This is a genomic window from Actinomadura gamaensis (genome assembly GCF_042652125.1).
Lineage (GTDB): Bacteria > Actinomycetota > Actinomycetes > Streptosporangiales > Streptosporangiaceae > Spirillospora > Spirillospora gamaensis.
In genome coordinates this window covers 189,058-212,899 of record NZ_JBHSIT010000009.1, presented here as the reverse complement: position 1 = coordinate 212,899, position 23,842 = coordinate 189,058, and the positions used below count along the sequence as shown (strand labels likewise).

The following is a 23,842-nucleotide window of genomic DNA, read 5'->3' as shown; positions in this document are numbered from 1 at the left end:
TGACCAACCCGGTAGAGCAATCTGGCCAACGGAGTTGCGGTGGTGAGAATCTCACGCGATTCTGAGGATCGTGACCGCACGGTGTCGTTACGTGACCATCGACTGACCGCGAGGGCCGCGGCCGGTTCCACGCGCCCGCCGTGCCGCCGCCCCGGGAGGGAACCCCGTGACCACCTCTCCAGACCTCGGAGACGCCGTGGACGATACGTCCGCCACCTCCCACCGCCGCCTGGCCCTCGTGCCGCCGCCCGGCGGCGAGGGCGCGCGCCAGGGCCGGGTGTGGGCCCTGCCCGGCGGCCCGGCCTGCCCCGGGTACGCCAGGGCCGTCCTGCGCGACGCGCTCGCCGAACTCGGCGCCGACCGCACCCGCGTCTCCGAGGCGCAGCTGATGGTCAGCGAGCTGGCCACCAACGCCTTCCAGCACGCGGGCGAGCACGGCCCGCACGAGCTGTGGCTCTACCTCGCCGACCGGCCGGCCGACGGCGCCCCCGACCGGTCCGCCCGCGGCGCGACCGACTCTTCCGTCCGCGGCGCGACCGCCCCTCCCGCCCGCGGCGCGGCGGCCGATCCTTCCGTCCGCGGCGCGGCCGCCTCTTCCGTCCGCGGCGCGGCCGAGGGGGCCGCGTGCGTCACGGAGGCGCGCTGCGCCATCTTCGACCGGCTCCCGTGCGACCTGCCCGGTTACTCGTGGACGTCCGGCGACTGCGGCCGCGGGCTGTCGATCGTCCGGGAGCTGTCGGAGGGCCGCTGGGGCATGATCCGCACCACGTCCCGCCTCGGTCCGCCCTCGCAGGGCAAGGCGGTCTGGTTCGCCGTCCCGCTCTGAGCCGCCGCCCCGCACCCCGCCGCGCTTGGGCGTGTGCAGGGGATATGTCATCCTGTCTGGGCGACGGACGACGGAGGAACCCGGTGCGAATCCGGGGCTGTGCCCGCAACTGTGAACCAGGTCCCCTGGTGAGTCAGGAACTCCGGCCGTCGGCACCGACCGCCACCACGGGCGTGGACACCCGAGGGAAGGGACTTCGAGGCATGCCCTCACTGATGCGCCGATGACGCGCGGCTCCGCCGTCCGGTACCCGTTCTCCGCCGTCGTCGGAATGGACGACCTCAAGCTGGCCCTGCTGGTCAACGCCGTCTCGCCGGCCGTGGGCGGCGTGCTCGTCCGGGGCGAGAAGGGGACCGCGAAGTCCACGATCGTGCGGGCGCTCGCGGCCCTGCTGCCCCCGGTCGAGGTCGTGCCGGAATGCCGGTTCTCGTGTGACCCGAAAGACCCCGACCCCGGCTGCCCGGACGGCCCGCACACCGCCGCCGCGGGACGGGAGCGCGACGCGCGGCTCGTGGAGCTGCCGGTCGGCGCGTCCGAGGACCGGCTCACCGGGTCGCTCGACATCGAGCGGGCGCTGACCGAGGGCGTGAAGGCGTTCGAGCCCGGCCTGCTCGCCGCCGCGCACCGCGGGGTGCTCTACGTGGACGAGGTCAACCTCCTCCACGACCACCTGGTCGACCTGCTGCTGGACGCCGCCGCGATGGGCGAGTCGCACGTGGAGCGGGAGGGCGTGTCGGTGCGGCACGCGGCCCGGTTCCTGCTGGTCGGGACGATGAACCCGGAGGAGGGCGAGCTGCGCCCGCAGCTGCTCGACCGGTTCGGGCTGACCGTGGAGGTCGCCGCGACCCGGGACCCGGCCGAGCGCGCCGAGGTCGTCCGGCGGCGGCTGCGGTTCGAGGAGGACCCGGCCGGCTTCGCCGCCGCCTGGGTGGGCGCCGAGGCCGGCCTCGCCGCCCGGATCACCGCCGCCCGCGCGCGGCTGCCGGAGGTCGAGCTGACCGACGCCGCCCTGCGCCAGATCACCGCCGTGTGCGCCGCGTTCGAGGTGGACGGCCTGCGCGCCGACCTCGTCACCGCGCGGACCGCGATGGCCCTCGCGGCCTGGAACGGTCGAACGACCGTCACGTCCGACGACGTGCGGACGGCCGCCCGGCTCGCGCTGCCGCACCGCCGCCGCCGCGACCCGTTCGACGCTCCCGGCCTGGACGAGCAACGCCTCGACGACGTCCTCGACGAGCACGGCGACGACCCCGATCCCGAGCCCCCGGAGGGCGGTCCCGGCGGTGCGCCCGAACCCCCGGACGGCGGTTCCGGCCCGGACGGGTCCAGCGCGGACGGAGCGCCTGAGCCCGAGGCCGTCGACGCGCCGGCGTCCGGCGCGGACGGGACGTCCGGCGGGCCGGGAGAGCGGCAGCCGGTCGGTGGCGGCGAGCAGGAGGCCGCCCGCCCCGACGCGACGTACAGGCCGCGCCTGTTCACCGTGCCCGGCACCGGAACGGGCGCGCCCGGACGCCGGTCCAAGGCCCGCAGCCCGTTCGGACGCGTCGCGGGCGCACGCCCCGGCGCGCGCGGCGTCCACCTGACCGCGACGCTGCGCGCCGCCGCCCCGCACCAGAAGGCGCGCGGACGGTCCGGGCCCGGCCTCGTCGTCGCGCCCGAGGACCTCCGCGAGGCCGTCCGCGACGGCCGGGAGGGCAACCTCGTCCTGTTCGTCGTGGACGCGTCGGGCTCGATGGCCGCGCGGCAGCGGATGCGGGCGGTCAAGGGCGCGGTCCTCAGCCTGCTGCTGGACGCCTACCAGCGCCGCGACAAGGTCGGCCTGATCACCTTCCGGGGCGCGTCCGCCGAGCTGGCGCTGCCGCCGACGTCCTCGGTGGACGCGGGCGCGCGGCGGCTGGAGCGGCTCGCGACCGGCGGCCGCACGCCGCTCGCCGCCGGGCTGCTGCGCGCCGCCGAGGTGCTGCGCGTGGAGCGGCTGCGCGACCCGGCGCGGCGTCCGCTGCTGGTGGTCGTCACCGACGGCCGCGCGACGCACGGCGACGATCCGGCGCGGGCCTGCGCGCTGCTCGCCGGCGTCGCGTCCGTGGTCGTGGACTGCGAGTCCGGCCCGGTGCGGCTCGGCCTCGCCGGACGGCTCGGGGAGCGGCTGGGCGGCGAGGTCGTCCGGCTGGAGGAACTGGGGGCCGACTCCCTCGCCGGGGTCGTCCGCGACGTGAGGAAGGTGGCCTGACCATGCCGCAGGGCAAGCCCGAGTACGTCCCGGAGGACGGCCTGACCACCCGCGAGCGCCGCAACCGGCCGCTGCTGGTCGTGCACACCGGTCCCGGCAAGGGCAAGTCGACCGCCGCGTTCGGGCTCGCGCTGCGCGCCTGGAACCAGGGCTGGCCGATCGGGGTGTTCCAGTTCGTGAAGTCGGCGAAGTGGCGCATCGGCGAGGAGACCGCGCTGAAGGTGCTCGGCGAGAGCGGCCGGGGCGGGACGGTCACCTGGAACAAGATGGGCGAGGGCTGGTCGTGGATCCAGCGTCCCGGCACGGACGCCGACCACGCCGCCGACGCGCGCGAGGGCTGGGAGCAGATCAAGCGCGACCTGGCCGCCGAGACCTACCGGCTGTACGTGCTGGACGAGTTCACCTACCCGATGAAGTGGGGCTGGGTGGACGTGGACGACGTGCTCGCCGCGCTGAAGGACCGTCCCGGCAACCAGCACGTCGTGATCACCGGCCGGGACGCCGACCCGCGGCTGCTGGAGGCCGCCGACCTGGTCACCGAGATGACCAAGGTCAAGCATCCGATGGACCGGGGCCAGAAGGGCCAGAAGGGCATCGAGTGGTAGCGCTTCCCCGGCTGGTCGTCGCCGCGCCCGCCTCCGGGAGCGGCAAGACGACCGTCGCGACCGGGCTGATGGCGGCGCTGGCCGCGCGCGGCCTCGCCGTCTCGCCGCACAAGGTCGGCCCGGACTACATCGACCCCGGCTACCACGGCCTGGCGACCGGACGGCCGGGCCGCAACCTCGACCCGTGGCTGACCTCGGAGGCGCTGATCGCGCCGCTGCTCCTGCACGGCGCGCAGAGCGCTGGCAGCGCGCGCAGCGCTGGCAGTGCGGGCAGCGCTGGCAGCGCGGGGCGCGCGGCGGACATCGCCGTGGTCGAGGGCGTCATGGGGCTGTTCGACGGCGCGGCGAAGGCCGGGCCGGGCGGGTCGTCCGGCGGCGACTTCGCCTCGACCGCGCACGTCGCGACGCTGATCGACGCGCCCGTCGTGCTGGTCGTGGACGCGTCGGCGGCGAGCCGCTCGGTGGCCGCCGTCGTGCACGGGTTCCGGTCGTTCGGCGACGTCCGTTTCGGCGGGGTGATCCTGAACCGGGTCGGCTCGGAGGCGCACGCGGCGCTGTGCCGCGAGGCGATCGAGGAGACCGGCGTCTCGGTGCTCGGCGCGCTGCCCCGGACGGACGACATCGCCAAGCCGTCCCGGCACCTCGGGCTCGTCCCGGCGGCGGAACGGCACGCCGAGGCCGTCGAGACCGTCCGCCGCCTGGGCGACCTGGTCGCGCGCCACTGCGACCTCGACGCCCTCGTGGCCTTGGCCCGCACGGCTCCCGACCTGCACGTCGAGCCGTGGTCTCCGCCCTTCGACGCTCCCGCGCGCACGCGCGTGGCGGTGGCCGGGGGAGCGGCGTTCACGTTCGGTTACGCCGAGAACGAGGAGCTGCTCGCGGCGGCCGGGGCCGAGGTCGTCCGGTTCGATCCGCTTCGCGACGAGCGGCTTCCGGACGGCACGCGCGCCGTCGTGATCGGCGGCGGTTTCCCGGAGATGTACGCCGCCGACCTGTCGGCGAACGAGCCGCTGCGCAAGGAGATCGCCGCGTTCGGCGGTCCGGTGTACGCGGAGTGCGCCGGGCTGCTCTACCTCGTGGACGAGCTGGACGGCGAGCCGATGTGCGGCGTCCTGCGGGGCGTGCGGGCGACGATGACGCCGAAGCTGACGCTCGGATACCGGGCCGCCGTCGCGGTCTCCGATTCGGTCGTCGGGCGGGCGGGCGAGCGGTTCCACGGGCACGAGTTCCACCGCACGGCCACCGATCCCGCGCACGGCGCGGTGGCGGCGTGGCAGTGGAACACGGGCGGTCCGGCCGGATTCGTCCAGGATGGTTGCATTGCCTCCTACCTGCATCTTCACTGGGCAGGATCACCCGATTCCGCCCGCCGTCTCGTGGAGGCCGCGACCCGATGAACGAGAGCGTGTTCCGCCGTCCCGTCCGGCTGGCGGGCGAGCGGACGATCGTCCGGCAGCTCACCCTGGACGACGCGGCCGCGCTGGTCGCGATCGTCCGGGCCGAGCCGGAGATCCTGCCGAAGACCCTGCACGGCGTGGACGACGCCGAGGCGCTCGCGCACTGGCTGACCGTGGCGGTGCCGAACGGGCAGCGGTTCGGCGTGTCGGTGCACCTGGCGATCGCCGACCGCGAGACCGACACCCTGATCGGCTTCCTCGGCCTGTTCCGCGTGGACGCGGCGCACGACACCTGCGAGGTCGGGTACGCGCTGCGCCGGGCCGAGCGCGGGCGCGGGCACGCGACCGAGGCGCTGCGGCTGGCCTGCGACTGGGCGCTGCGCGACTGCGGCCTGCACCGGATCGAGCTGCGGACGCTGACCGACAACATCGCCTCGATGCGCGTCGCGGAGAAGGCCGGGTTCCGGCGCGAGGGCGTCCAGCGCGGCGCGAGCGAGCACCGGGACCTGGTCATGTTCTCGCGGCTCGCCACCGACGCCACCGGCGCGGACGCCACTGACGGGCCGGTGCGGCTCGTCGGGATCGGCGTCGGGCCGGGCGACCCCGAGCTGGTCACGGCCAAGGCCGTCCGGCTGCTCCAGGAGGCCGACGTCGTGCTCGTCCCGGTCATGGCGCCGGACGAGCCGGGCCGCGCCGAGTCGGTCGTCCGGGAGTACACGGCCAAGGCCGAACGCGTCGTGTTCGCGCTCAACGACCGCGGCGGCGTCACCGAGAAGCGCGCCGCCGCCTGGGACGGAGCCGCCGCGCGCGTGCTGGAGGCGTTCGAGCGCGGCGCGCGGACGGTCGTGTTCGCGACGATCGGCGACCCGAACGTGTACTCCACCTTCACCTACCTCGCGCAGAGCGTCCGCGCGGGACGTCCGGACGTGGCGGTCGAGACCGTCCCCGGCATCACCGCCATGCAGGACCTCGCCGCGCGCTCGGGAACGGTCCTCGCCGAGGGCGCCGAGTCGCTGGCGCTCGTCCCGCTGACCGCCGGGGCCGGGGGGTTCCGCGAGGCGCTCGCGACCTGCGACACGGTCGTGGCGTACAAGTTCGGCTCCGTGGCGCCCGAGGTCACGCAGGCGCTCAAGGACGCCGGACGGCTCGACGACGCCGTCTACGGGGCCAGGCTCGGCCTGCCCGGCGAGGACGTCGGGCCCGCGAGCGCGATCGACGGGCCCGTCCCGTACCTCTCCACCCTGATCGTTCCGGCTCGCCGGACCAGCCGAGGAGGCAAGCTGTGAGTGCCGGACGCGTGCTCTTCGTGGGGGCCGGGCCGGGCGCGGCCGACCTGCTGACCTTCCGCGCCGCGAAGGCCATCGCCGACGCGGACGTGGTGATCTGGGCCGCGTCGCTCGTCCACCCGGACGTCCTCGTGCACGCGCGCGAAGACGCCGAGATCGTGGACTCCGCGCAGTTGCCGATGGAAGGCGTCCTGCCGTACTACGAGCGGGCCGTCGCCGAGGGGCTGACGATCGCGCGCATCCATTCGGGCGATCCGGCGCTGTGGGGCGCGTTGCAGGAGCAGCTCGACCGGTGCGTCGAGATGGGCCTGGAGACCGAGGTCATACCGGGCGTGTCGAGCTTCAGCGCGGTCGCGGCGGCGGTCGGGCGCGAGCTGACGATCCCGGAGGTCGCGCAGTCGGTGATCCTCACCCGGCTCGGCGGCGGCAAGACGCCGATGCCGCCGGGCGAGGAGGTCCGCGAGTTCGCCCGGCACGGGACGACGATGGCGCTGTTCCTGTCGGCGGCGCGCTCCGGCCAGCTCCAGGACGAGCTGCTGGAGGGCGGCTACCCCGAGGACACGCCCTGCGTGGTCGCCTACCAGTGCAGCTGGCCGGACGAGCTGATCGTCCGGTGCGCGCTGGGCGAGCTGTCGGCGACCGTGAAGGCCCACAAGCTGTGGAAGCACACGCTCGTGCTGGTCGGCCCCGCGCTGGCGGCGGGCGGCACCCGCTCGCACCTCTACCACCCGGGCCACTTCCACGGTTTCCGGCGTGCCGAGCCCGCCGCGCGGCGTTCCCTCCGAGAGGCTCGTCGCTCGTCCTGACCGACGAGCGCCGACGAGCACCGACGAGCCTTTTGGGGACGACATGACCACGACCGATGACCGCGAACTGCGCGAGCGTGCCGTCTCGGCGATCGCCGAGCGGGGCGAGAGGACCCTCGTCCTCTGCACGGACGAGCGCGCCGAAGCCGGCGCGCGGAGGATGCTGCCGCGGCTCCCGGACGTCTGCTTCGTCGAGACCGGCGCCCACACCGACGCCGCCGTCGCCCGTGCCGTCGAGGACGCCCTTCCGCAGCTCGTCCTCGTCGGGACGGCCGACGCCCTGACCGGGCTGACCGGCGGGCCCGATCCGGAGAGCGTGCTGGAGCGGATCACTCGGGACATGAGCGGGGACGAGGCGCTGGCCGCCGAGGTCGCCGGCGCCCGTTCCGGACGGGAGGCGTCCGAGCTCTGGGACGCCGCCGGCGTGCTCGGCCCCTGCGGCCGCGAGCTCTGCCGGCACGTCGCGGACGGTCTGGAGCGCTTCGCCGCCGACCGGGCCGGGACGGCGACGAGCCCGATCGCGGCGCAGGTCGTCCTGGTCGACGCGACCGGCGAGAGGATGGTCGGCATGTACGGCCGGATGGCGAGATCCGGATGATCACCGTGATCGGCCTGGACGGCGAGCGCCCGGTCCCGTCCGGCCTGCTGGCCTCGGCGGCGCTGGTCGTCGGGGGAGCGCGGCACCTGGCGGCGGTGGCCGTCCCGCCGGGCACGCGGACGGTCGTCATGGGCAGCGTGCCCGCCGCCCTGGACGCCGTGGACGAGGCGTCCGGCGACGTCGTCGTGCTCGCCAGCGGCGATCCGGGGTTCTTCGGCATCGTGCGGGCGCTGCGCGAGCGCGGGCACAGGCCGCGCGTCCTGCCCGCCCTGTCGTCGGTCGCGCGCGCGTTCGCGCGGGCCGGGCTGCCCTGGGACGACGCGCTCGTGGTGTCCGCGCACGGCCGCGAGCTGCGGCGCGCGGTGAACGCGTGCCGCGCGCATCCGAAGGTCGCCGTCCTGACCGCGCCCGGTTCCGGGCCGGCCGAGCTGGCGCGCGAGCTGTTCCCGCAGACGCCGCGCACGTTCGTGGTGTGCGAGAACCTCGGGGAACCGGACGAGCGGGTCGTGCACGTGCGTCCGGCCGAGGCGTCCACGCGTCCGTGGCGGGATCCGAACGTCGTGCTCGTCCTCGACCCGCGCCGGGCGGTCGGCGCCAAGGGATGGCTCGCGGGCGGACGTCCCGGGCCGTCCGTCTGGGCGCTTCCGGAGGACGCCTTCGCCTACCGCGAGTCGCTCGTCACCAAAGCGGAGATCCGTGCGTTCGCCTTGGCGAAGCTCGGGCCGCGCATCGGCGACATGGTGTGGGACATCGGCGCGGGCAGCGGCTCGGTGGCGATCGAGTGCGCCCGCTTCGGCGCGGCCGTCGTCGCGGTCGAAAAGGACGAGGCGTCCTGCGAACGGATCCGTGCGAACGTGCGCGCGCACGAGGTGAAGGTCGCCGTCTCGCGCGGCACCGCCCCTGACGTCCTCGCTCATCTGCCCGACCCGGACGCGGTGTTCGTAGGCGGGGGCGGGCCGGACGTCGTGCGCGCATGCGCGGAACGAGCCCTGCGCTCGGTCGTCGTGACGCTCGCGGCGATCGAGCGGGTGCGGCCGTCCATGGACGCGCTGCGCGCCGAGGGGTTCACGGTCCAGGCCGTCCAGATCCAGGCGAACCGGCTGTCGCCGCTGCCCGGCGACGTGCACCGGCTCGCCGCGACGAACCCCGTCCACGTCGTGTGGGGCGACCGGAACCCCGCGACCTATCCCAAGCCCGAGCCGCCCGTCCGGCGGCCCGTCACCGAACTGCCCGGGAGTGTCCTGTGATCGGGGTCATCGCGGCCACCGCGAGCGGCCGGACCGCCGCCGCCACCCTCGCCGCCGCCTGGCCCGGCGAGGTCCGCGTCCTCGCGGACGAAAGGCCCGCCGACGCGCTGCGCGAGGCGTGGCGGACCTGCGACGCCGTCGTGTCGTTCCTGGCCGTCGGCGCGACCGTCCGCGTCCTCGCGCCGCTGCTCGGCCACAAGACCGGGGACCCGGCCGTCGTCTGCGTGGACGAGTCGATGAGCTTCGCCGTCGCCGTCCTCGGCGGCCACCACGGCGCGAACCTGCTGGCCAGAAGGCTGACCGGGGTCCTCGGCACGCAGCCGGTGATCACCACGGCGAGCGACGGCGCGAACGTCTCCGCGCTGGACTCCTACGGCCGCGACCTCGGCTTCACCGTCCACAACCCGGACCTGCTCGCGCACGTCGGCGCGGCCGTCCTGTCGGGCGAACCCGTCCTGCTGGACGGCGCGGACGGCTGGCCCCTCCCGCCGCTCCCGCCGAACGTCGCCCCCGACGCCGAGGACGCGACCACCGGCATCCTGATCACCGACAGGGCCGAGCTGTCCTGCATGTGCCACGACGGCTGGTTCGGCAACCGCCTGGTCTACCGGCCGCCGTCGCTGGTCGTCGGCGTCGGGTCGGCGCGCGGCGTCCCGGCCGCCGAGGTCGGCGAGCTGATCGACCGGACGCTCGCCGAGGCCGGTGTCGCGCCCGAGTCCGTCCGCTGCGTCGCGACGATCGACCTCAAGGCCGACGAGCAGGGCATCCTGGACGCCGCGGCCGAGCGCGGCTGGAACGTCGTCACCTACCCGGCCGGGACGCTGTCGGCGGTCGAGGTCCCGAACCCGTCGGAGGTCGTCGAGGCCGAGGTCGGCACGCCGTCCGTCGCCGAGGCGTCCGCGCTGCACGCCGCCCGGGAGTTCGGCCGCGCCGCCGAACTCGTCGCCCCGAAGCGGAAGTCCGCCAACGCCACCTGCGCCGTCGCCCGGCTCACCCCGCGCGGACGGCTCGCCGTCGTCGGCCTCGGACCCGGCGCCCGCGACCTGCTCACCCCGCGCGCCGAGGAGGCCCTGCGCCGCGCCTCGGTGATCGTCGGGCTCGACCAGTACGTCGACCAGGTGCGCGACCTGGTCCGTCCGGGAACGCGCGTCCTCGAAAGCGGGCTCGGCCAGGAGGAGGAGCGCGCCAGGACGGCCGTCGAGGAGGCCGCCCGGGGCCGCGCCGTCGCGCTGATCGGCTCCGGCGACGCGGGCGTCTACGCGATGGCGAGCCCCGCGCTGGAGTTCGCCGGCGCCGACATCGACGTGGACGGCGTCCCCGGCATCACCGCCGCCGTCGCCGCGTCCAACCTGCTCGGCGCGCCCCTCGGCCACGACCACGCCTACATCTCGCTCTCCGACCTGCACACGCCGTGGGAGGTCATCGAACGCCGCGTCCGGGCCGCCGCCGAGGGCGACTTCACGGTCTGCTTCTACAACCCGCGCTCGCGCGCCCGCGACTGGCAGCTCCCCGCCGCGCTCAAGATCCTCGCGGCGCACCGTCCGCCGGACACGCCGGTCGGCTTCGTCCGCAACGCCACCCGCCCCGACCAGAACGCGACCCTGACGACCCTCGCCGACGTCGATCCCGCCGACGTCGACATGTTCACCGTCGTCCTCGTCGGCTCCAGCCGCAGCCGCGCCGTCGCCGGGCGCTTCGTCACCCCGCGGGGATACCGGTGGGCCTGACCGCCCCGCCGAGCGTCCCCTTTGGCCGCCCCCAGCAAGGAGCCACCACCCAGATGACCGAACACCCCCTCCCCACCCACCCCGCCCCTGCGAACGGTCGTGGCGGGGCGGTGCCACGCGTGCGCAAGCCGCATCCGATCGAGGTCGAGTCCTACGAGATCCTGCGCTCGCGCGTGGACCTGACGCCCATGCCGCCGCTGTGGCGCGCGGTCACCGAGCGCGTCATCCACGCCAGCGCCGACCTGGAGTACGCGGTCGACCTGCTCACCCGCGAGGAGGACCTCGCCGCGGGCCTGGCCGCCCTGCGCGCGGGCGCGCCGATCGTCACCGACGTCGAGATGGTCGCCGCCGGGATCACCGCCCGCGACACCCTCTGCCAGATCGCCGACCCGGCCACCGGACGGATGGCCCGCGCCGCCGGGATCACCCGCTCGGCCGCCGCCGTCCGGCTCGCCTACGCCGAGGTCGGGCCCGGCGCGGTCTGGGTCGTCGGCTGCGCCCCCACCGCGCTCATCGAGATCATCGAGCGCGGCGTGCGGCCCGCCCTGGTCATCGGGCTCCCGGTCGGTTTCGTGGGCGCGACCGAGTCCAAGCGGGCGCTGCGCGACAGCGGACTGCCGCAGGTCAGCAACGTCTCGGAGAAGGGCGGCTCCGCCGTCGCGGCCGCCGCCTGCAACGCACTGCTCTACTACGAGGGGGACCCCCAGTGAACTCGCCGCTTCTGGTCGTCGGACACGGCACGCAGTCGGAGGCGGGCGTCGCCGACTTCGGCCGGTTCGTCGAACGGCTCGCCCGCCGCATGGACGGGACGCCGGTGACCGGAGGCTTCATCGAGCTGTCCCGCCCGCCGCTGACCGAGGCCGTCGCGGCGCTGTACGCGGACGGCCACCGCCACGTCGCCGCCGTCCCGCTCGTGCTGGTCGGCGCCGGCCACGGCAAGGGCGACATCCCGGGCGCGATGGCCCGCGAGATCGTCCGGCATCCGGGCCTCTCCTACGCCTATGGACGTCCGCTGGGCCCCCACCCCGCCCTCCTCGCCCTGCTGGAGGAACGCCTCGAAGCCGTCCTGCCGGACGACGGCGACCGCTCCGGTGGCGGGACGGCCGTTCTGCTGGTCGGACGCGGCTCCACCGATCCGGACGCCAACGCCGAGGTGCACAAGGTCGCGCGGCTGTTCTGGGAGGGACGGGGCGCGGGCGGCCCCTCGCAAGGGCACGGGCTGTCCGCCGTCGAACCGGCGTTCATCTCCCTCGCGCGCCCGAGCGTCCCGGAAGGGCTGGAAAGGCTGCGGCGCCTCGGCGCGGAGCGGATCGTCGTGCTGCCGTACTTCCTGTTCTCCGGCGTCCTGCCGGACCGGGTCGTCGCCGAGTCGCGCGAGTGGGCGGCGTCACACCCGGACCTGGACGTCCGCTACGCCGAGGTCATCGGCGACTGCGACGGCCTCGCCGACCTGGTCGTCGAGCGCTACGCGGAGGCGCTGCGCGGCGACATCCGGATGAACTGCGACACCTGCGTCTACCGGATCGCCATGCCCGGCTTCGAGGACAGGGTCGGCGCGCCGCAGACGCCGCACCACCACCCCGACGACCCGTCCGGCCACGGGCACGGCCACGGCCATCACCACGACCCCGAACACGGCCCTGAACAGGGACGCGGTCACGGGCACGGGCACCTTCACGCCCGCTGAGACGTTGGGGCACTAAGTGAACCTTGAGGCACTGACCGACGACGATGTCGATCTCTCCCACCACGGCGACGCCGAGGTGGGCGACGGGCTGCGCGATTTCGCGGTGAACGTCCGGGGCGCGACCCCGCCCGCCTGGCTGGCCGACCGCATCCGCGACTCGATCGCGCACCTCGCCGCCTACCCGGACCCGGCGCCCGCCCGGCGGGCCGTCGCCCGCCGGCACGGCCGCGCGCCGGACGAGGTCCTGCTCACCGCCGGGGCCGCCGAGGCGTTCGTGCTGCTCGCGCGCGTCCTCGAACCACGCCGGGCCGTGGTCGTCCACCCCCAGTTCACCGAGCCCGAGGCCGCGCTGCGCGCCGCCGGCCACCCGGTCGAGCGGGTCCTGCTCGGCAAGGACTTCGCCTTCGACCCCGCCGCGATCCCCGCCGACGCCGACCTCGTGGTGATCGGGAACCCGACCAACCCGACGTCGGTGCTGCACCCGGCCGCGGCGCTCGCCTCGCTGGCCCGCCCCGGCCGGACGGTCGTGATCGACGAGGCGTTCATGGACTGCGTCCCCGGCGAGCCCGAGAGCCTCGCCGGACGGCTCCCCACCGGGTTCGTCGTCGTCCGCAGCCTCACCAAGACCTGGGGCCTCGCCGGGCTCCGCGCGGGCTACCTCCTCACCGCCCCCGACCTGGTCACGCGGCTCGCCGAGGCGCAGCCGCTCTGGGCCGTCTCCACGCCCGCGCTCGTCGCGATCGAGGCGTGCAGCAGCCCCGAGGCGGTCGCCGAGGCCGGCGCCTGGGCCGTCGCCATGGGCGCCGAACGCGACCGCCTCGCCGCCGAACTCACCCGGCGCGGCCTGTACGTCGTGCCCGGCGCGAGCGCGTCGTTCCTGTGCCTGCGCGTCCCGGACGCCCTCGGCATCCGGGCCCTGCTGCGGCAGCGCGGCTTCGCCGTCCGGCGCGGCGACACCTTCCCCGGTCTCGGCTCCGACTGGCTCCGCATCGCCGTCCGCGACCGCGACGCCAACGACGAACTCCTGGAAGCCCTCGGTGACCTCGGCATCTGACGACCGCGCTCCGGCGTTCTCCGAGGCGGAGCGGGAGGCCGTGCGGCGGGTGATCGCCGAGCGGCGGGACATGCGCACCGGCTTCCTGCCCGACCCCGTGGACGACGCGCTGCTCACCCGAGTCCTGGACGCCGCGCATCGCGGGCCGTCCGTGGGCCTCACGCAGCCCTGGGACTTCCTGATCATCACGGACGCGGCGCGTCGCGAACGCGTCCGCGCGCTCGCCGAGCGGCAGCGGAAGGCCTACGCCGACTCGCTCGTCCGGCCCCGCGCGGCGCGGTTCGACGGCCTGAAGGTCGAGGCGATCCGCGAGGCGCCGGTCAACATCGTCGTGACGTGCGACCCGACGCGCGGCGGGCCGAACCCGCTCGGCCGCGGCACCCAGCCCGCGATGGCCCCCTACTCGGTCGCCTGCGCCGTGGAGAACCTGTGGCTGGCCGCCCGCGCCGAGGGCCTCGGCGTCGGCTGGGTCAGCTTCTTCGACGAGCGCGAACTGGCCGCCGAGCTGGGGCTTCCGCCGCACCTGGAGATCGTCGCGTACCTGTGCGCCGGGCACGTGCGCGCGTTCCCGCCCGCGCCGGAGCTGGCGCTGAGCGGCTGGGCCCGGCGGCGTCCGCTCGCCTGGGCCGTCCACCGGGAGGAGTACGGGCGGCGCGCGCTGCCCGGGGAGGACATCGTGGATCTGATCGCCCAGACCGTCGAGGCCGTCCGGCCGCTCGACGAGGCCGCCATGCGGGACGCCCGCGAACTGCAGAACCGGCTGACCAAGCCGCCCGGCTCCCTCGGCGTCCTGGAGGACGTCTCGGTGCGCCTCGCCGGGCTCGCCGGAGCCTGCCCGCCGCCGATGCCCGAACCGGCGGCCGTCGCGGTGTTCGCCGCCGACCACGGCGTCCACGCGCAGGGCGTCACGCCCTGGCCGCAGGAGGTGACGGCCCAGATGGTCGCCAACTTCCTCGCCGGCGGCGCGGTCGTCAACGCCTTCGCCGCCCAGGTCGGAGCCGAGGTCTCCGTCGTGGACATCGGCGTCGCCGCGCCGCTCGCGCCCGCGCCGGGACTGCTCCCGCGCAAGGTCGCGCCCGGCACCGCCGACATGACCGAGGGCCCCGCGATGACGCCCGGCCAGGCGCGGCAGGCGGTCGAGACGGGCATCGAGGTCGCCCGCGACCTGGTCGCGTCCGGCGCGCGCTGCCTGATCACCGGGGACATGGGGATCGCCAACACCACCGCGTCCGCCGCCCTGATCGCCGCCTTCACCGGCCTCCCGCCCGAGGACGTCACGGGCCGCGGCACCGGCATCGACGACGCCACCCACGCGCGCAAGGTCGAGGTCGTCCGCACGGCCCTCGGCCGCCACGACCTGCTCCCCGGTCCGGCGGCGACCGCCCCTGCCGACGGACGGGACCCGCTGGACGTCCTGGCGGCGGTCGGCGGGCTGGAGCACGCCGGGATCGCCGGGTTCATCCTCGGGGCCGCGGCGCTGCGAATCCCGGTCGTCCTGGACGGCGTGATCGCCGGGGCCGCCGCGCTCGCCGCCGCCGCGCTCTGCCCGGACGCCCTCGGCGCGTGCGTCGCCGGACACCGGTCCGCCGAGCCCGGCCACGGCGCGGCCGTCGCGCACCTCCGGCTCCGCCCGCTGGTCGACCTGGAGCTCCGGCTCGGCGAGGGCACCGGCGCGCTGCTGGCGCTGCCGCTGGTCCAGGGCGCGGCGCGGGTCCTGCACGAGGTGGCGACCTTCGACTCGGCCGGGGTCAGCGAGAAGGACGCGGGCGCGTAACACGATGATCACACTTTGAGTCACGCTCGGGTGTCGAGTGCCGGGGAGACCTCGGCACCGCGCCTCCGAGCCGAGTACCTTTGGTCCACAAAGACACGTGTCCGTCACCCGAGTCCGACTGAACGAGAGAGCTTCCGAGCGAGAGATGCCCGTGCCCCCGTACCTGCTTGGCCTGCGACTCGGCGGGCGACGCGTCCTCGTCGTCGGCGGCGGACGGGTCGCGCAGCGCCGCGTCCCCGCGCTGCTGGCCGCCGGAGCCGACGTGACGGTGATCGCGCCGTCGATCACCCCGGCCCTGGACGACCTGGTCGCGGACGGGCGGATCACCTGGCTCGCGCGGCCGTTCGAGACCGGCGACTGCGACGGGGTCTGGCTCGTCCAGGCGGTCACCGACGACGCCAAGGTCAACGCCGCCGTCGCCGCCGAGGCCGAGGCCCGCCGCGTCTGGTGCGTCCGCGCCGACGACGCCGACGCGTCCGCCGCCTGGACGCCCGCGTCCGGGCAGGTGGGGGAGACCACGGTCGGCGTCCTCGCCGGGGGCGACCCGCGCCGCGCCGCCGGCATCCGCGATGCTGTCCTGGACGGCCTCCGCGACGCGACCCTGGAGGCCCGGCACTCCCGCTCCAAGCCGGTCGGCGTCGCGCTCGTCGGCGGCGGCCCCGGCGACCCCGGCCTGATCACCGTGCGCGGACGGCAGCTGCTCGCCCAGGCCGACGTCGTGATCACCGACCGCCTCGCGCCCCGCGAGCTGCTGGACGAGCTGCCCGCCGACGTCGAGATCATCGACGCCGCCAAGATCCCCTACGGCCGCACCGTCACCCAGGACCGGATCAACGACCACATCGTCGAGCAGGTCGGCCTCGGCAAGTTCGTCGTCCGGCTCAAGGGCGGCGACCCGTTCGTCTTCGGGCGCGGCGGCGAAGAGGTGATCCACTGCGCGAAGCACGGCATCCCCGTGCTGGTCGTGCCGGGCATCACCAGCGCCGTCGCCGTCCCGTCCGCCGCGGGCATCCCGGTCACCCACCGCGGCGTCGCGCAGGAGTTCCACGTCGTCTCCGCGCACGTCGCGCCCGGCGACCCCGCGTCCACCGTCGACTGGGAGGCCCTCGGCCGCGCCCACGGCACCCTCGTCCTGCTCATGGCCGTGGAGCGGATGGCCGCCATCGCCGAGACCCTCATGCGCTATGGTCGTTCGTCCGACACGCCGGTCGCCGTGATCCAGGACGGCACCCTCCCCGGTCAGCGCAGGCTCATCGCCACGCTGGGCACGGTGACCGAGGAGATGGCGGCCACGGGTGTCCGGCCGCCGGCGATCGTGGTCGTGGGCGACGTCGTCAAGGTGGCACAGCAGGTCGAAGGCATCGACGCGGACTTGGGGCGGGATCCGTGAGACCCCCGGCAGAGCAGAGCGCGGCCCCCGACGAGGAGGCCCCCCGAGCGGGCGACCCGCCCGCCCGTCCGGACGCCCGCGAGGGCGCTCCGGCCCCTCGCCATGCCCGCCCCGCCGCCGAACCCGCCTCCGAAACCCCCGCCAGACCCCACACCCCGAAGCACGCCGCTCCCGCCACGCCCCTCCCGACGCCCGAGGACGACCCGTCCACCATGAGCGCCTCCGCAGACAGCGCCTCCCCCGCCGTCGTGCCGCCCCCCGCGTCCCCGAAGCCCCCCGAAGAGCAGGCGCCCCCCACACGTGCCGGGACCGCCCCGTCCGACAGTGACGCGGCGCCCTCCGTGGACGCTCCGCCGAGCGATGACGAGACGCCATCGGCATCGCCGCGTCCCGAGCAAGCGCGCACTGCGGAGCCCCTCGCGCGCGCCGAGGATTCCCCGTCCCGCAGCCACGTGACGCCGTCTGAGGACGCGTCGCCGCGCACTGACGAGACGCCATCGGCATCGCCGCGTCCCGAGCAAGCGCGCACTGCGGAGCCCTCTGCGCGCGCCGAGGCGAGCAAGGGCACTCCGGAGCAGGTCGGCGACGCGCCGGCGAGCGAGGGCGCGAAGCCGTCCGGACGTGCGGCCTCGGCGGACGTCGAGGAAGCCTTGGCGCGCGGCCAGGAAGCGCTTGCGCGCGCTGTGAGGGTGACCATGCGGGATGACTGGACGCCGCTGGAAAACCCGCGTTCACGCGCGCATGCCGAGGACGCTGAGGTGCGTGAGGAATCGACGCGGCGTGAGGTTGTTCCGGGCCGCGATGAGCAGGCTGAGAGCGTGAGCGAGGACGACGAGGCCCCGGGCGGCGACACGCCCGAGGCGCAAGCTGAGCAGGTAAAGCTTGGAAGCGTGCCCCAGCCCGCCGAGCAGGGACGACGCGACGACACCCAAGCGCCGAAGGACGAAACGCCCCCCAACGACGCCCCACGTCAAGCCGAGGACTCCGCCGCTGCCGAAGCTTCCAGCAGCGGCGCGCCCAAGCCCGAAAGCGCACCCCCCGGCGACGACGAGCGCCCCGCCGACGCCCCAGCCCCGGGCCCCAACGCGAACGCCCCCTCCAGCCCAAACGCGGACACGGAAGCAAGCGCGCCCCTCAGCACGGACGCGCCCTCCCCCGCGAACGCGGACGCAGGCCTCAACGCGGACGTTCCCTCCGCCGCGAACGCGGACGCAGGCCTCAACGCGGACGTTCCCTCCGCCGCGAACGCGGACGCAGGCCTCAACGCGGACGCGTCCTCCGCCGCGAACGCGGACGCGTCCTCCGCCGCGAACGCGGACGCGTCCTCCGCCGCGAACGCGGACGCAGGCCTTGGCGCAGACGCGTCCTCCGGCGCGGGCGCGGACGCAGCCCTCGGCGCGGATGCGTCCTCCGGCGCGAGCGCGGACGCAGCCCTCGGCGCGGATGCGTCCTCTGGCGCGGGCGCGGACGCGGGCCTCAACGCGGACGCGTCGTCCGGCGCGAAGCTTGGTGCTCATGCGGGCTCGGGTGCGGACGCCAGGCGGGGCGCGGGTTTCAGCCCTGACGCAGGCGCGGGCGCGGGCGTTGACGACGGCGAAGGTGTCGGCACCGGGGCGGGTCGGGATGAGGCGTTGGCCGGGGTCGGTGGCTGGACGGCCGGGGAGCGGCTGGTCGCGGCGGCGAAGGCCGCCGAGGCGGGGACGCTGCCGGGCGTCGGGACACGGCAGGGCGAGCTGACGCGGGCGCTGTCCGGGCTGCGGGACCAGCTCGGCGCGTTCGAGCTCGTGCTGGACGTCCCCGGCGTCGAGGAGGCGCGCGAGCAGCGGCTCGAACTGCGCAACCAGCTCGTCGACTACGCGCTGCCGCGCATCGAGGGCGCGGGCGCGCCGATGCTCGTGGTGCTCGGCGGGTCCACCGGGGCGGGGAAGTCCACGCTGGTGAACACGCTGGTCGGGAGCCGGGTCAGCGCGACCGGGGTGCTGCGTCCGACCACGTCCAGCCCGATCCTGGTGTGCCACCCCGACCACGCGGACTGGTTCCTGGAGGGCCCGCTGCTGCCGGGCATGGGACGGGTGAAGGGCCCCGCGCCGGACGCGATCGCGGGCGACCAGCTCGTCGTGATCACGAGCGAGGCGATACCGCCGGGCCTGGCGCTGCTGGACAGCCCCGACTTCGACTCGGTCTTCGAGGACCACTACGAGTTCGCGACCAAGCTGATGGCCGCGGCCGACGTGTGGCTGTGCGTGGTCACCGCGTCCCGGTACGCGGACGCGATGGTCTGGCAGATGCTCCAGCGCGCGCGGGAGAACGGCGCGACGATCGGGGTCGTCCTGTCCCGGGTGCCGGACGGCGCGGGCGGCGAGGTCGTCGAGCACTTCGGCGAGATGCTCGACGAGCACGGCGTCGGCGACGCGCGCCGGTTCACCGTCCCGGAGACGCGGGTCGAGGAGAGCCGCCTCCCGGAGGAGGCGGTCGAGGAGATCCGCGGCTACCTGACCGCGATCGCCGAGGACGCCGACCACCGGCGCGTGGTCATCGGCGACACGCTCGGCGGCGTCCTGGACAGCCTCCGCACGCGCGTCCCCGAGCTGGCCAAGCACGTGGAGGCGCAGGTCGAGGTGCGCGGCGAGCTCGCCGGGCTGGTCGAGTCCGCCTACGGGACGGCCCTCGCCGAGCTGGACGAGGCGACCCGGAACGGCTCGCTGCTGCGCGGCGAGGTCCTCGCCCGCTGGCAGGACTTCGCCGGGACGGGCGATCTGCTGCGTTCGCTCCGCACCCGCCGCAACAAGTTCGGCATCGGACGGCGTTCCTCGCGCCGGCACCGCAGCCCGGCCCGCGTCCGCGCGCTGAAGGGCGCGCTGCGCAGCGGGCTGGAGTCGCTGATCGTGGCGTCCGCCGAGCACGCCGCCGAGCAGGCCGTGACCGCCTGGCGGGAGCACCCGGCCGGGGCGCAGGTGCTGGCCGGGGCGCCGGTGCCGGGGCTCGGCGAGGTGTCGCCCGAGCTGTCCCGGCGGGTGTCGCGGGCGGTCAGCTCGTGGCAGGACCACGTGCAGGAACTCGTCCGCACCGAGGGCGTCACCAAGCGCTCGGTCGCCAAGCTCGTCTCGTTCGACACCGAGGCGCTGTCGCTGGTCCTGACGATCGGGCTGCTCGGTTACGGCACGTCCGACGTGAACGTCGAGGGCGGCACCAGCGCCGTCCCGCAGCGGCTGCTGAAGGCGCTGTTCGGGGCGGAGTCGCTGCGCGGCATGGGCGCCAAGGCGCGCGCCGACCTCCGCAGCCGGATCGCGATGCTCTTCGACGAGGAGGGCCTGCGGTTCGGGCAGGCGCTCGACGCCGCGGGCATCCCCGACGAGACCGTCCCCGTCCGGCTCTACCAGGCCGTCTACAACCTCGAGGTCGCCCGATGACCACCTCGGCCCCGCCGCCCGTCGCCGACGCGCCGCAGGACCCGGCCGCCGCCGCCCCGGGCCTGACCGCGCGGCTGGACGCGCTGGACCGGATCACCGCCGCCGGCTCCGGCCGTCTCGCGCCGTCCCTGCTGGACGACGCCGCCGTGCTGCTCGACCGCGCGGGCCAGCGGCTCCGGCTGTCGGGCGACCACACCGTGGTGACGCTCGCGGGCGGCACGGGCAGCGGCAAGTCCTCGCTGTTCAACGCCGTGTGCGGGCTGGAGTTGTCGCCGACGGGCATGCGCCGTCCGATGACGTCCCGCGCGCACGCGTGCGTCTGGGGGCTGGACGGCGCGGGCCCGCTGCTCGACTGGCTCGACGTCGACAAGCGGCACCGCTACGCGCGCGCGTCCGCGCTGGACCTCCAGCGCGCCGACGACTCGCTGCAGGGGCTCGTCCTCATCGACCTGCCCGACCACGACTCCGTCCAGGCGATGCACCGCGCCGAGGTCGACCGTTTCGTCTCGATCGCCGACCTGCTGATCTGGGTCGTCGATCCGCAGAAGTACGCCGACGCCGCGCTGCACCGCAACTACATCGTCCCGTTCGCCAAGCACGCGGGCGTGACGCTGATCGTCCTCAACCAGGTGGACCGGCTGGCCCCGGACGAGGTGGACGAGTGCGTCGCCGACCTGCGCCGCCTCCTCGAAGCCGAGGGCCTGGCGAAGCCGCGCATCGTCACGACGTCGGCGGTGTCGGAGGAGGGCGTGCGCGGCCTGCGCGAGGTCCTCGTGGACACGGTCGCCGCCCGGCACGCGCGCAGCGAGCGCCTCGCCGTGGACGTCACCGACATCGGCGAACGCTTCCTGCCCTACAAGGGCGAGGCCGAGCCGCCCACCGCCGTGGACGCCCCGCACAGGGACGAGCTCATGCGCGCGCTCACGGACGCGGCCGGTGCACCCGCCGTGGCCGAGGCCATGGAAAGCGCCTACGAGCTGCGCGCCGCCGACTTCATCAGCTGGCCGATCCTCTCCCTCGTGGCCCGCCTCCGCACCGACCCCCTGCGGCGGATGCGCCTGGGCGAACTGCGCGAGGAACTGCGCGGAGCCTTCACCGGCCCGACGGGCGCCCAGCAGGGCGAGGTCGACACCGCCCTGATGGACGTCACGGACGGCGTCATCACTGACCTCCCGGACGCCTGGGTCCGCTCCGTCCGCGCGGCCGCGCGCAAGCACGCCGCCGAACTACCGGAAGAGCTCGGCGAGGCCATGAAGGAGGCGCTACCGAGCTTCAACCAGGTGCCACGCTGGTGGTGGCTGGTGAAGACCTGGCAGTACTTCCTCGTCCTCGTGTCCCTCCTCGGCCTGGTCTGGATCGGCCTGCTCGTCGCCTACGGCGTCGCGGACGTGGCCGAGGCCCCCAGCGGCTGGGTGGGCGAGTCGGGCCTGATCCCGTACGTCGCCGTCCTGGTGGTGTGCACCCTCGGCATGGGCTGGCTGACGACCGCGACGTCCCGCAACCTGGTGGCCCTCTCGTCCGCCAAGCACGGCGAACGCATGGAACGCCACATGCGCGAACGCATCGTGGCCGTGGCCGAACAGAAGGTCCTGGAGCCCATCAACGAGGAACTGGCCCTCTACGCCGCCTTCCGCGACGACGTGGACCTGGTTCGGGGCGCCTGACCCCGCCAAGGCCCCGCCCGCCCTATCCCAAAGGTCACCCCGGCAAGCCGGCAAGCCTCTCAACCACGCTTCCGCAGCCCTCGCTACGTCGTGCTTGGCCATGCTGACCGAGCGATCTGCCTAGGCGCGCCTAAGCGCCCTCCGAAGTTATCCACAGTTCGGGGCGCGACTTTCCTTGGGCTGTCACCGTCCGCGATCGTGGTGTTCGGAAGCGTCACAGGGACGCTTCCGCACCGACATCACGGAGGATCTCGATGAACGAGGCACAGATCACCGTCATCGGCTGGGTGGCCGATACCCCGCAGTTCCTGATCACCGCGAACGGCACGCCGTACCTGTCGATGAAGCTGGCCTGCACGCCGCGCCGCTACGACCGGACGACCGGCCAGTGGGCGGACGTGGAGACCATGTTCCTCACCGTCAACTGCTGGCGGAACCTGGCCGAGAACGTCAACGCCTCGGAGTTCGCCCGCGGCCATCCCGTCCTCGTGACCGGACGTCTCCGCATCCGCCAGTACGAGCGGGACGGCCAGTGGCGCTACTGCGCCGAGATCGAGGCGACCACGCTCGGCCACGACCTGTCGCGCGGCACCGCCGACTTCCGCGCCGCGTCCCGCTCGGGCTCGCTCACCGAGTCCGAGCGCCGCGAGGCGCAGGAGCTCTCCGACCTCTTCGCCCTCACCGGCGACCAGACCACCGAGGAGGCCACCGAACCCGCCAAGGCAGCCTGACCCAACCAACAAAACCACTCTCCCTTGCAGGCCGGGCCGCCAAAAGGGGCGGCCCGGCCACCCCTCCACCCCACGTCCACCCCTTGCCCTGCGCCCCTGGCCCACTTCCCTGCCGCGCGTTGAGTCCGCGCTCGCGGTCCGGGCATTTGAGGCCGTGCGCTTGGGTCGCGCTCGCGCGGGCGTGCTTGCTTCCAGCGAGGCTGGGCCCGGCGCGCCAGCGCATGTGTCTCCCCGCGCCCGCGCTTCTGCCTGGCGGGCGTTTCGGGGAGAAGAGGGGTGGTGGAGGGTAAGGGAGTTGAGGCCCTTTCGTAGGGTGGTTGAAAGCGTACGCTCAGTGACTATGACTCACTCCTGGGTAGTTCTGGTGCTCTTCTCGGCCGCGCTCCTGGTGACCGTCGCCTTCGCCGTCCGGACGATCAAGACGGAGGTGGCGGGGCTCCGCGGGGAGTCGGCGGCGGCGCTGGCCGGCCTGCGCGGGGAGACCGCTGCGAGTGCCGAAGGTTTTCGGGCGGAGCTTCAGGCCGGTCTCGGTGGTCTCCGCGCGGAGTTGCACGCCACCTCGGACAGCCTCCGCCGCGAGCTGGAGACGGGTGGCGAGAGCTTCCGGCGCGAGACGATGGCGCACGTGGAGGCGCTGCGTGACCGACTCCAGTCGGGCACGGACGCTCTGCGCGAGCAGCTCCACGCGTCCGACCAGGCCGACCAGTACCAGCTCCGGAGCGTGCTGGAGCACCAGCGTGACCAGGTCACGGCCGCGACCGAGTCCTACCGCGAGCAGCTTCAGCTCACCACCGACTCCCTCCGCGGTCACGTCAACACCACCGTCGAGACCCTCCGCCGCGACCTCGACAACCACCTCGAAGCCATCAACACCCGCCTCGACAACCTGAGCACGCGCCTCAACCATCTTGAATCCCGACCCGCCGCGTCCGATCGCCCCCTGCCCTCCGTCCCTCGCCAGATGACCCCCGACGACCGGCCCACTCATTAACCGGCTCCCGCTGCCTGCTGATTGGCCGTATCTGCCTACCCTGACGTCCGCCTCGACTCGTCCGTCCATCACCAAGGGCGCAGCCGCTGGTCGTCGGTGGGGCGTGTGTCGGCCGCGCTGAGCCTGGTGGGTTCCCGGGCGAGAAGCGCGCTGGTGTGGGGGACGCCGGGTGCTCTCGCGCCGGGCGTCTTTCGGGAGTTTGTCGCTCAGGCGGACGTGCGCCCGTCGTGAGCTGGCTCGGGGGCGGGCGCTCGCGGGCCGCGGCCAAGGCGTTTGTGCTGGGGCAGAGGGCTTTGAGGTGTTTGGGCGCTTGCGGACGTTCTTTCTCTAGGGAGCTTCTGTGGGCGGTCGCGGACCTGGTGGGCGCGGACGGGGGTTTCGAGGCGGCGGTCTGAATTCGTGGATCGCAGGCGTGAACC

The 23,842-nt window shown here is 74.8% G+C and carries 19 protein-coding genes and 1 riboswitch; of the genes, 18 read left to right on the top strand and 1 reads right to left on the bottom strand.

The window, feature by feature from the left end:
• Window positions 1-166: 166 nt before the first annotated feature.
• The 14 genes from ACFPCY_RS29060 to cobA all read left to right on the top strand — a co-directional run bounded on the left by ACFPCY_RS29060 (window position 167) and on the right by cobA (window position 16,627).
• Window positions 167-826, top strand: a complete 660-nt coding sequence (locus tag ACFPCY_RS29060; RefSeq protein ID WP_378260243.1) for an ATP-binding protein — start codon at window positions 167-169, stop codon at window positions 824-826.
• A 50-nt stretch (window positions 827-876) separates the two neighbouring features.
• A riboswitch (cobalamin riboswitch) is annotated at window positions 877-969 on the top strand.
• 80 nt (window positions 970-1,049) lie between these two features.
• A complete protein-coding gene (locus ACFPCY_RS29055) occupies window positions 1,050-3,056 on the top strand; it encodes a putative cobaltochelatase (protein ID WP_378260241.1) in 2,007 nt (668 codons plus the stop codon).
• A 2-nt stretch (window positions 3,057-3,058) separates the two neighbouring features.
• On the top strand, window positions 3,059-3,661 hold the full coding sequence (gene cobO / locus ACFPCY_RS29050) for a cob(I)yrinic acid a,c-diamide adenosyltransferase (RefSeq protein ID WP_378260239.1): 603 nt from the start codon (window positions 3,059-3,061) through the stop codon (window positions 3,659-3,661).
• Window positions 3,655-5,058: a cobyrinate a,c-diamide synthase gene (locus ACFPCY_RS29045; protein WP_378260237.1), complete on the top strand. Its 1,404-nt coding sequence runs from the start codon at window positions 3,655-3,657 to the stop codon at window positions 5,056-5,058. Before cobO ends, ACFPCY_RS29045 begins: the two co-directional genes overlap by 7 nt.
• Entirely contained in the window at window positions 5,055-6,344 is a 1,290-nt protein-coding gene (gene cobI / locus ACFPCY_RS29040; protein WP_378260235.1) for a precorrin-2 C(20)-methyltransferase, read from the top strand. Before ACFPCY_RS29045 ends, cobI begins: the two co-directional genes overlap by 4 nt.
• Window positions 6,341-7,150, top strand: a complete 810-nt coding sequence (gene cobM / locus ACFPCY_RS29035; RefSeq protein ID WP_378260233.1) for a precorrin-4 C(11)-methyltransferase — start codon at window positions 6,341-6,343, stop codon at window positions 7,148-7,150. Before cobI ends, cobM begins: the two co-directional genes overlap by 4 nt.
• 43 nt (window positions 7,151-7,193) lie before the next feature.
• Window positions 7,194-7,748 (top strand): hypothetical protein, encoded by a 555-nt coding sequence (locus ACFPCY_RS29030; RefSeq protein ID WP_378260231.1) that lies wholly within the window; start codon window positions 7,194-7,196, stop codon window positions 7,746-7,748.
• Window positions 7,745-8,995 carry a precorrin-6y C5,15-methyltransferase (decarboxylating) subunit CbiE gene (gene cbiE, locus ACFPCY_RS29025; protein ID WP_378260229.1) on the top strand — a complete coding sequence of 417 codons (1,251 nt, stop codon included), beginning with the start codon at window positions 7,745-7,747 and terminating at the stop codon, window positions 8,993-8,995. Before ACFPCY_RS29030 ends, cbiE begins: the two co-directional genes overlap by 4 nt.
• The gene (gene cobJ, locus ACFPCY_RS29020) at window positions 8,992-10,722 is read left to right on the top strand and encodes a precorrin-3B C(17)-methyltransferase (protein ID WP_378260227.1); all 1,731 of its coding nucleotides are present in this window, start codon (window positions 8,992-8,994) and stop codon (window positions 10,720-10,722) included. The genes cbiE and cobJ overlap by 4 nt, the downstream gene beginning before the upstream one ends.
• Window positions 10,723-10,775: 53 nt before the next feature.
• Window positions 10,776-11,432 carry a precorrin-8X methylmutase gene (locus ACFPCY_RS29015; RefSeq protein ID WP_378260225.1) on the top strand — a complete coding sequence of 219 codons (657 nt, stop codon included), beginning with the start codon at window positions 10,776-10,778 and terminating at the stop codon, window positions 11,430-11,432.
• Window positions 11,429-12,409 carry a sirohydrochlorin chelatase gene (locus ACFPCY_RS29010; RefSeq protein ID WP_378260223.1) on the top strand — a complete coding sequence of 327 codons (981 nt, stop codon included), beginning with the start codon at window positions 11,429-11,431 and terminating at the stop codon, window positions 12,407-12,409. The genes ACFPCY_RS29015 and ACFPCY_RS29010 overlap by 4 nt, the downstream gene beginning before the upstream one ends.
• A 16-nt stretch (window positions 12,410-12,425) precedes the next feature.
• Window positions 12,426-13,463, top strand: a complete 1,038-nt coding sequence (gene cobC / locus ACFPCY_RS29005) for an Rv2231c family pyridoxal phosphate-dependent protein CobC (RefSeq protein ID WP_378260221.1) — start codon at window positions 12,426-12,428, stop codon at window positions 13,461-13,463.
• On the top strand, window positions 13,447-15,237 hold the full coding sequence (gene cobT / locus ACFPCY_RS29000; protein ID WP_378260219.1) for a nicotinate-nucleotide--dimethylbenzimidazole phosphoribosyltransferase: 1,791 nt from the start codon (window positions 13,447-13,449) through the stop codon (window positions 15,235-15,237). Before cobC ends, cobT begins: the two co-directional genes overlap by 17 nt.
• Window positions 15,238-15,382: 145 nt before the next feature.
• A complete protein-coding gene (cobA, locus tag ACFPCY_RS28995) occupies window positions 15,383-16,627 on the top strand; it encodes a uroporphyrinogen-III C-methyltransferase (protein WP_378260217.1) in 1,245 nt (414 codons plus the stop codon).
• Window positions 16,628-17,358: 731 nt separating this feature from the next.
• Here the strand turns inward: cobA and ACFPCY_RS28990 are convergent.
• Window positions 17,359-17,559 carry a hypothetical protein gene (locus ACFPCY_RS28990; RefSeq protein WP_378260215.1) on the bottom strand — a complete coding sequence of 67 codons (201 nt, stop codon included), beginning with the start codon at window positions 17,557-17,559 and terminating at the stop codon, window positions 17,359-17,361.
• A gap of 699 nt (window positions 17,560-18,258) precedes the next feature.
• On the opposite strand from ACFPCY_RS28990, the gene ACFPCY_RS28985 reads away from it, so the two are divergent.
• The 4 genes from ACFPCY_RS28985 (at window position 18,259) to ACFPCY_RS28970 (ending at window position 23,423) form a co-directional block, all read left to right on the top strand.
• Window positions 18,259-20,037: a GTPase family protein gene (locus ACFPCY_RS28985; protein ID WP_378260213.1), complete on the top strand. Its 1,779-nt coding sequence runs from the start codon at window positions 18,259-18,261 to the stop codon at window positions 20,035-20,037.
• Window positions 20,034-21,701 carry a GTPase family protein gene (locus tag ACFPCY_RS28980; RefSeq protein WP_378260211.1) on the top strand — a complete coding sequence of 556 codons (1,668 nt, stop codon included), beginning with the start codon at window positions 20,034-20,036 and terminating at the stop codon, window positions 21,699-21,701. Before ACFPCY_RS28985 ends, ACFPCY_RS28980 begins: the two co-directional genes overlap by 4 nt.
• A gap of 254 nt (window positions 21,702-21,955) precedes the next feature.
• Entirely contained in the window at window positions 21,956-22,432 is a 477-nt protein-coding gene (locus tag ACFPCY_RS28975) for a single-stranded DNA-binding protein (RefSeq protein ID WP_378260209.1), read from the top strand.
• Window positions 22,433-22,772: 340 nt separating this feature from the next.
• Window positions 22,773-23,423: a hypothetical protein gene (locus tag ACFPCY_RS28970; protein WP_378260207.1), complete on the top strand. Its 651-nt coding sequence runs from the start codon at window positions 22,773-22,775 to the stop codon at window positions 23,421-23,423.
• Window positions 23,424-23,842: the final 419 nt, after the last annotated feature.

Coding starts and splice junctions, on each gene's coding strand:
- ACFPCY_RS28975 (WP_378260209.1), top strand. CDS start 21,956: ATGAACGAGGCACAGATCACCGTCATCGGCTGGGTGGCCGATACCCCG.
- ACFPCY_RS28980 (WP_378260211.1), top strand. CDS start 20,034: ATGACCACCTCGGCCCCGCCGCCCGTCGCCGACGCGCCGCAGGACCCG.
- ACFPCY_RS29055 (WP_378260241.1), top strand. CDS start 1,050: ATGACGCGCGGCTCCGCCGTCCGGTACCCGTTCTCCGCCGTCGTCGGA.
- ACFPCY_RS29015 (WP_378260225.1), top strand. CDS start 10,776: ATGACCGAACACCCCCTCCCCACCCACCCCGCCCCTGCGAACGGTCGT.
- cbiE (WP_378260229.1), top strand. CDS start 7,745: ATGATCACCGTGATCGGCCTGGACGGCGAGCGCCCGGTCCCGTCCGGC.
- cobI (WP_378260235.1), top strand. CDS start 5,055: ATGAACGAGAGCGTGTTCCGCCGTCCCGTCCGGCTGGCGGGCGAGCGG.
- cobA (WP_378260217.1), top strand. CDS start 15,383: ATGCCCGTGCCCCCGTACCTGCTTGGCCTGCGACTCGGCGGGCGACGC.
- cobO (WP_378260239.1), top strand. CDS start 3,059: ATGCCGCAGGGCAAGCCCGAGTACGTCCCGGAGGACGGCCTGACCACC.
- ACFPCY_RS28970 (WP_378260207.1), top strand. CDS start 22,773: ATGACTCACTCCTGGGTAGTTCTGGTGCTCTTCTCGGCCGCGCTCCTG.
- ACFPCY_RS29030 (WP_378260231.1), top strand. CDS start 7,194: ATGACCACGACCGATGACCGCGAACTGCGCGAGCGTGCCGTCTCGGCG.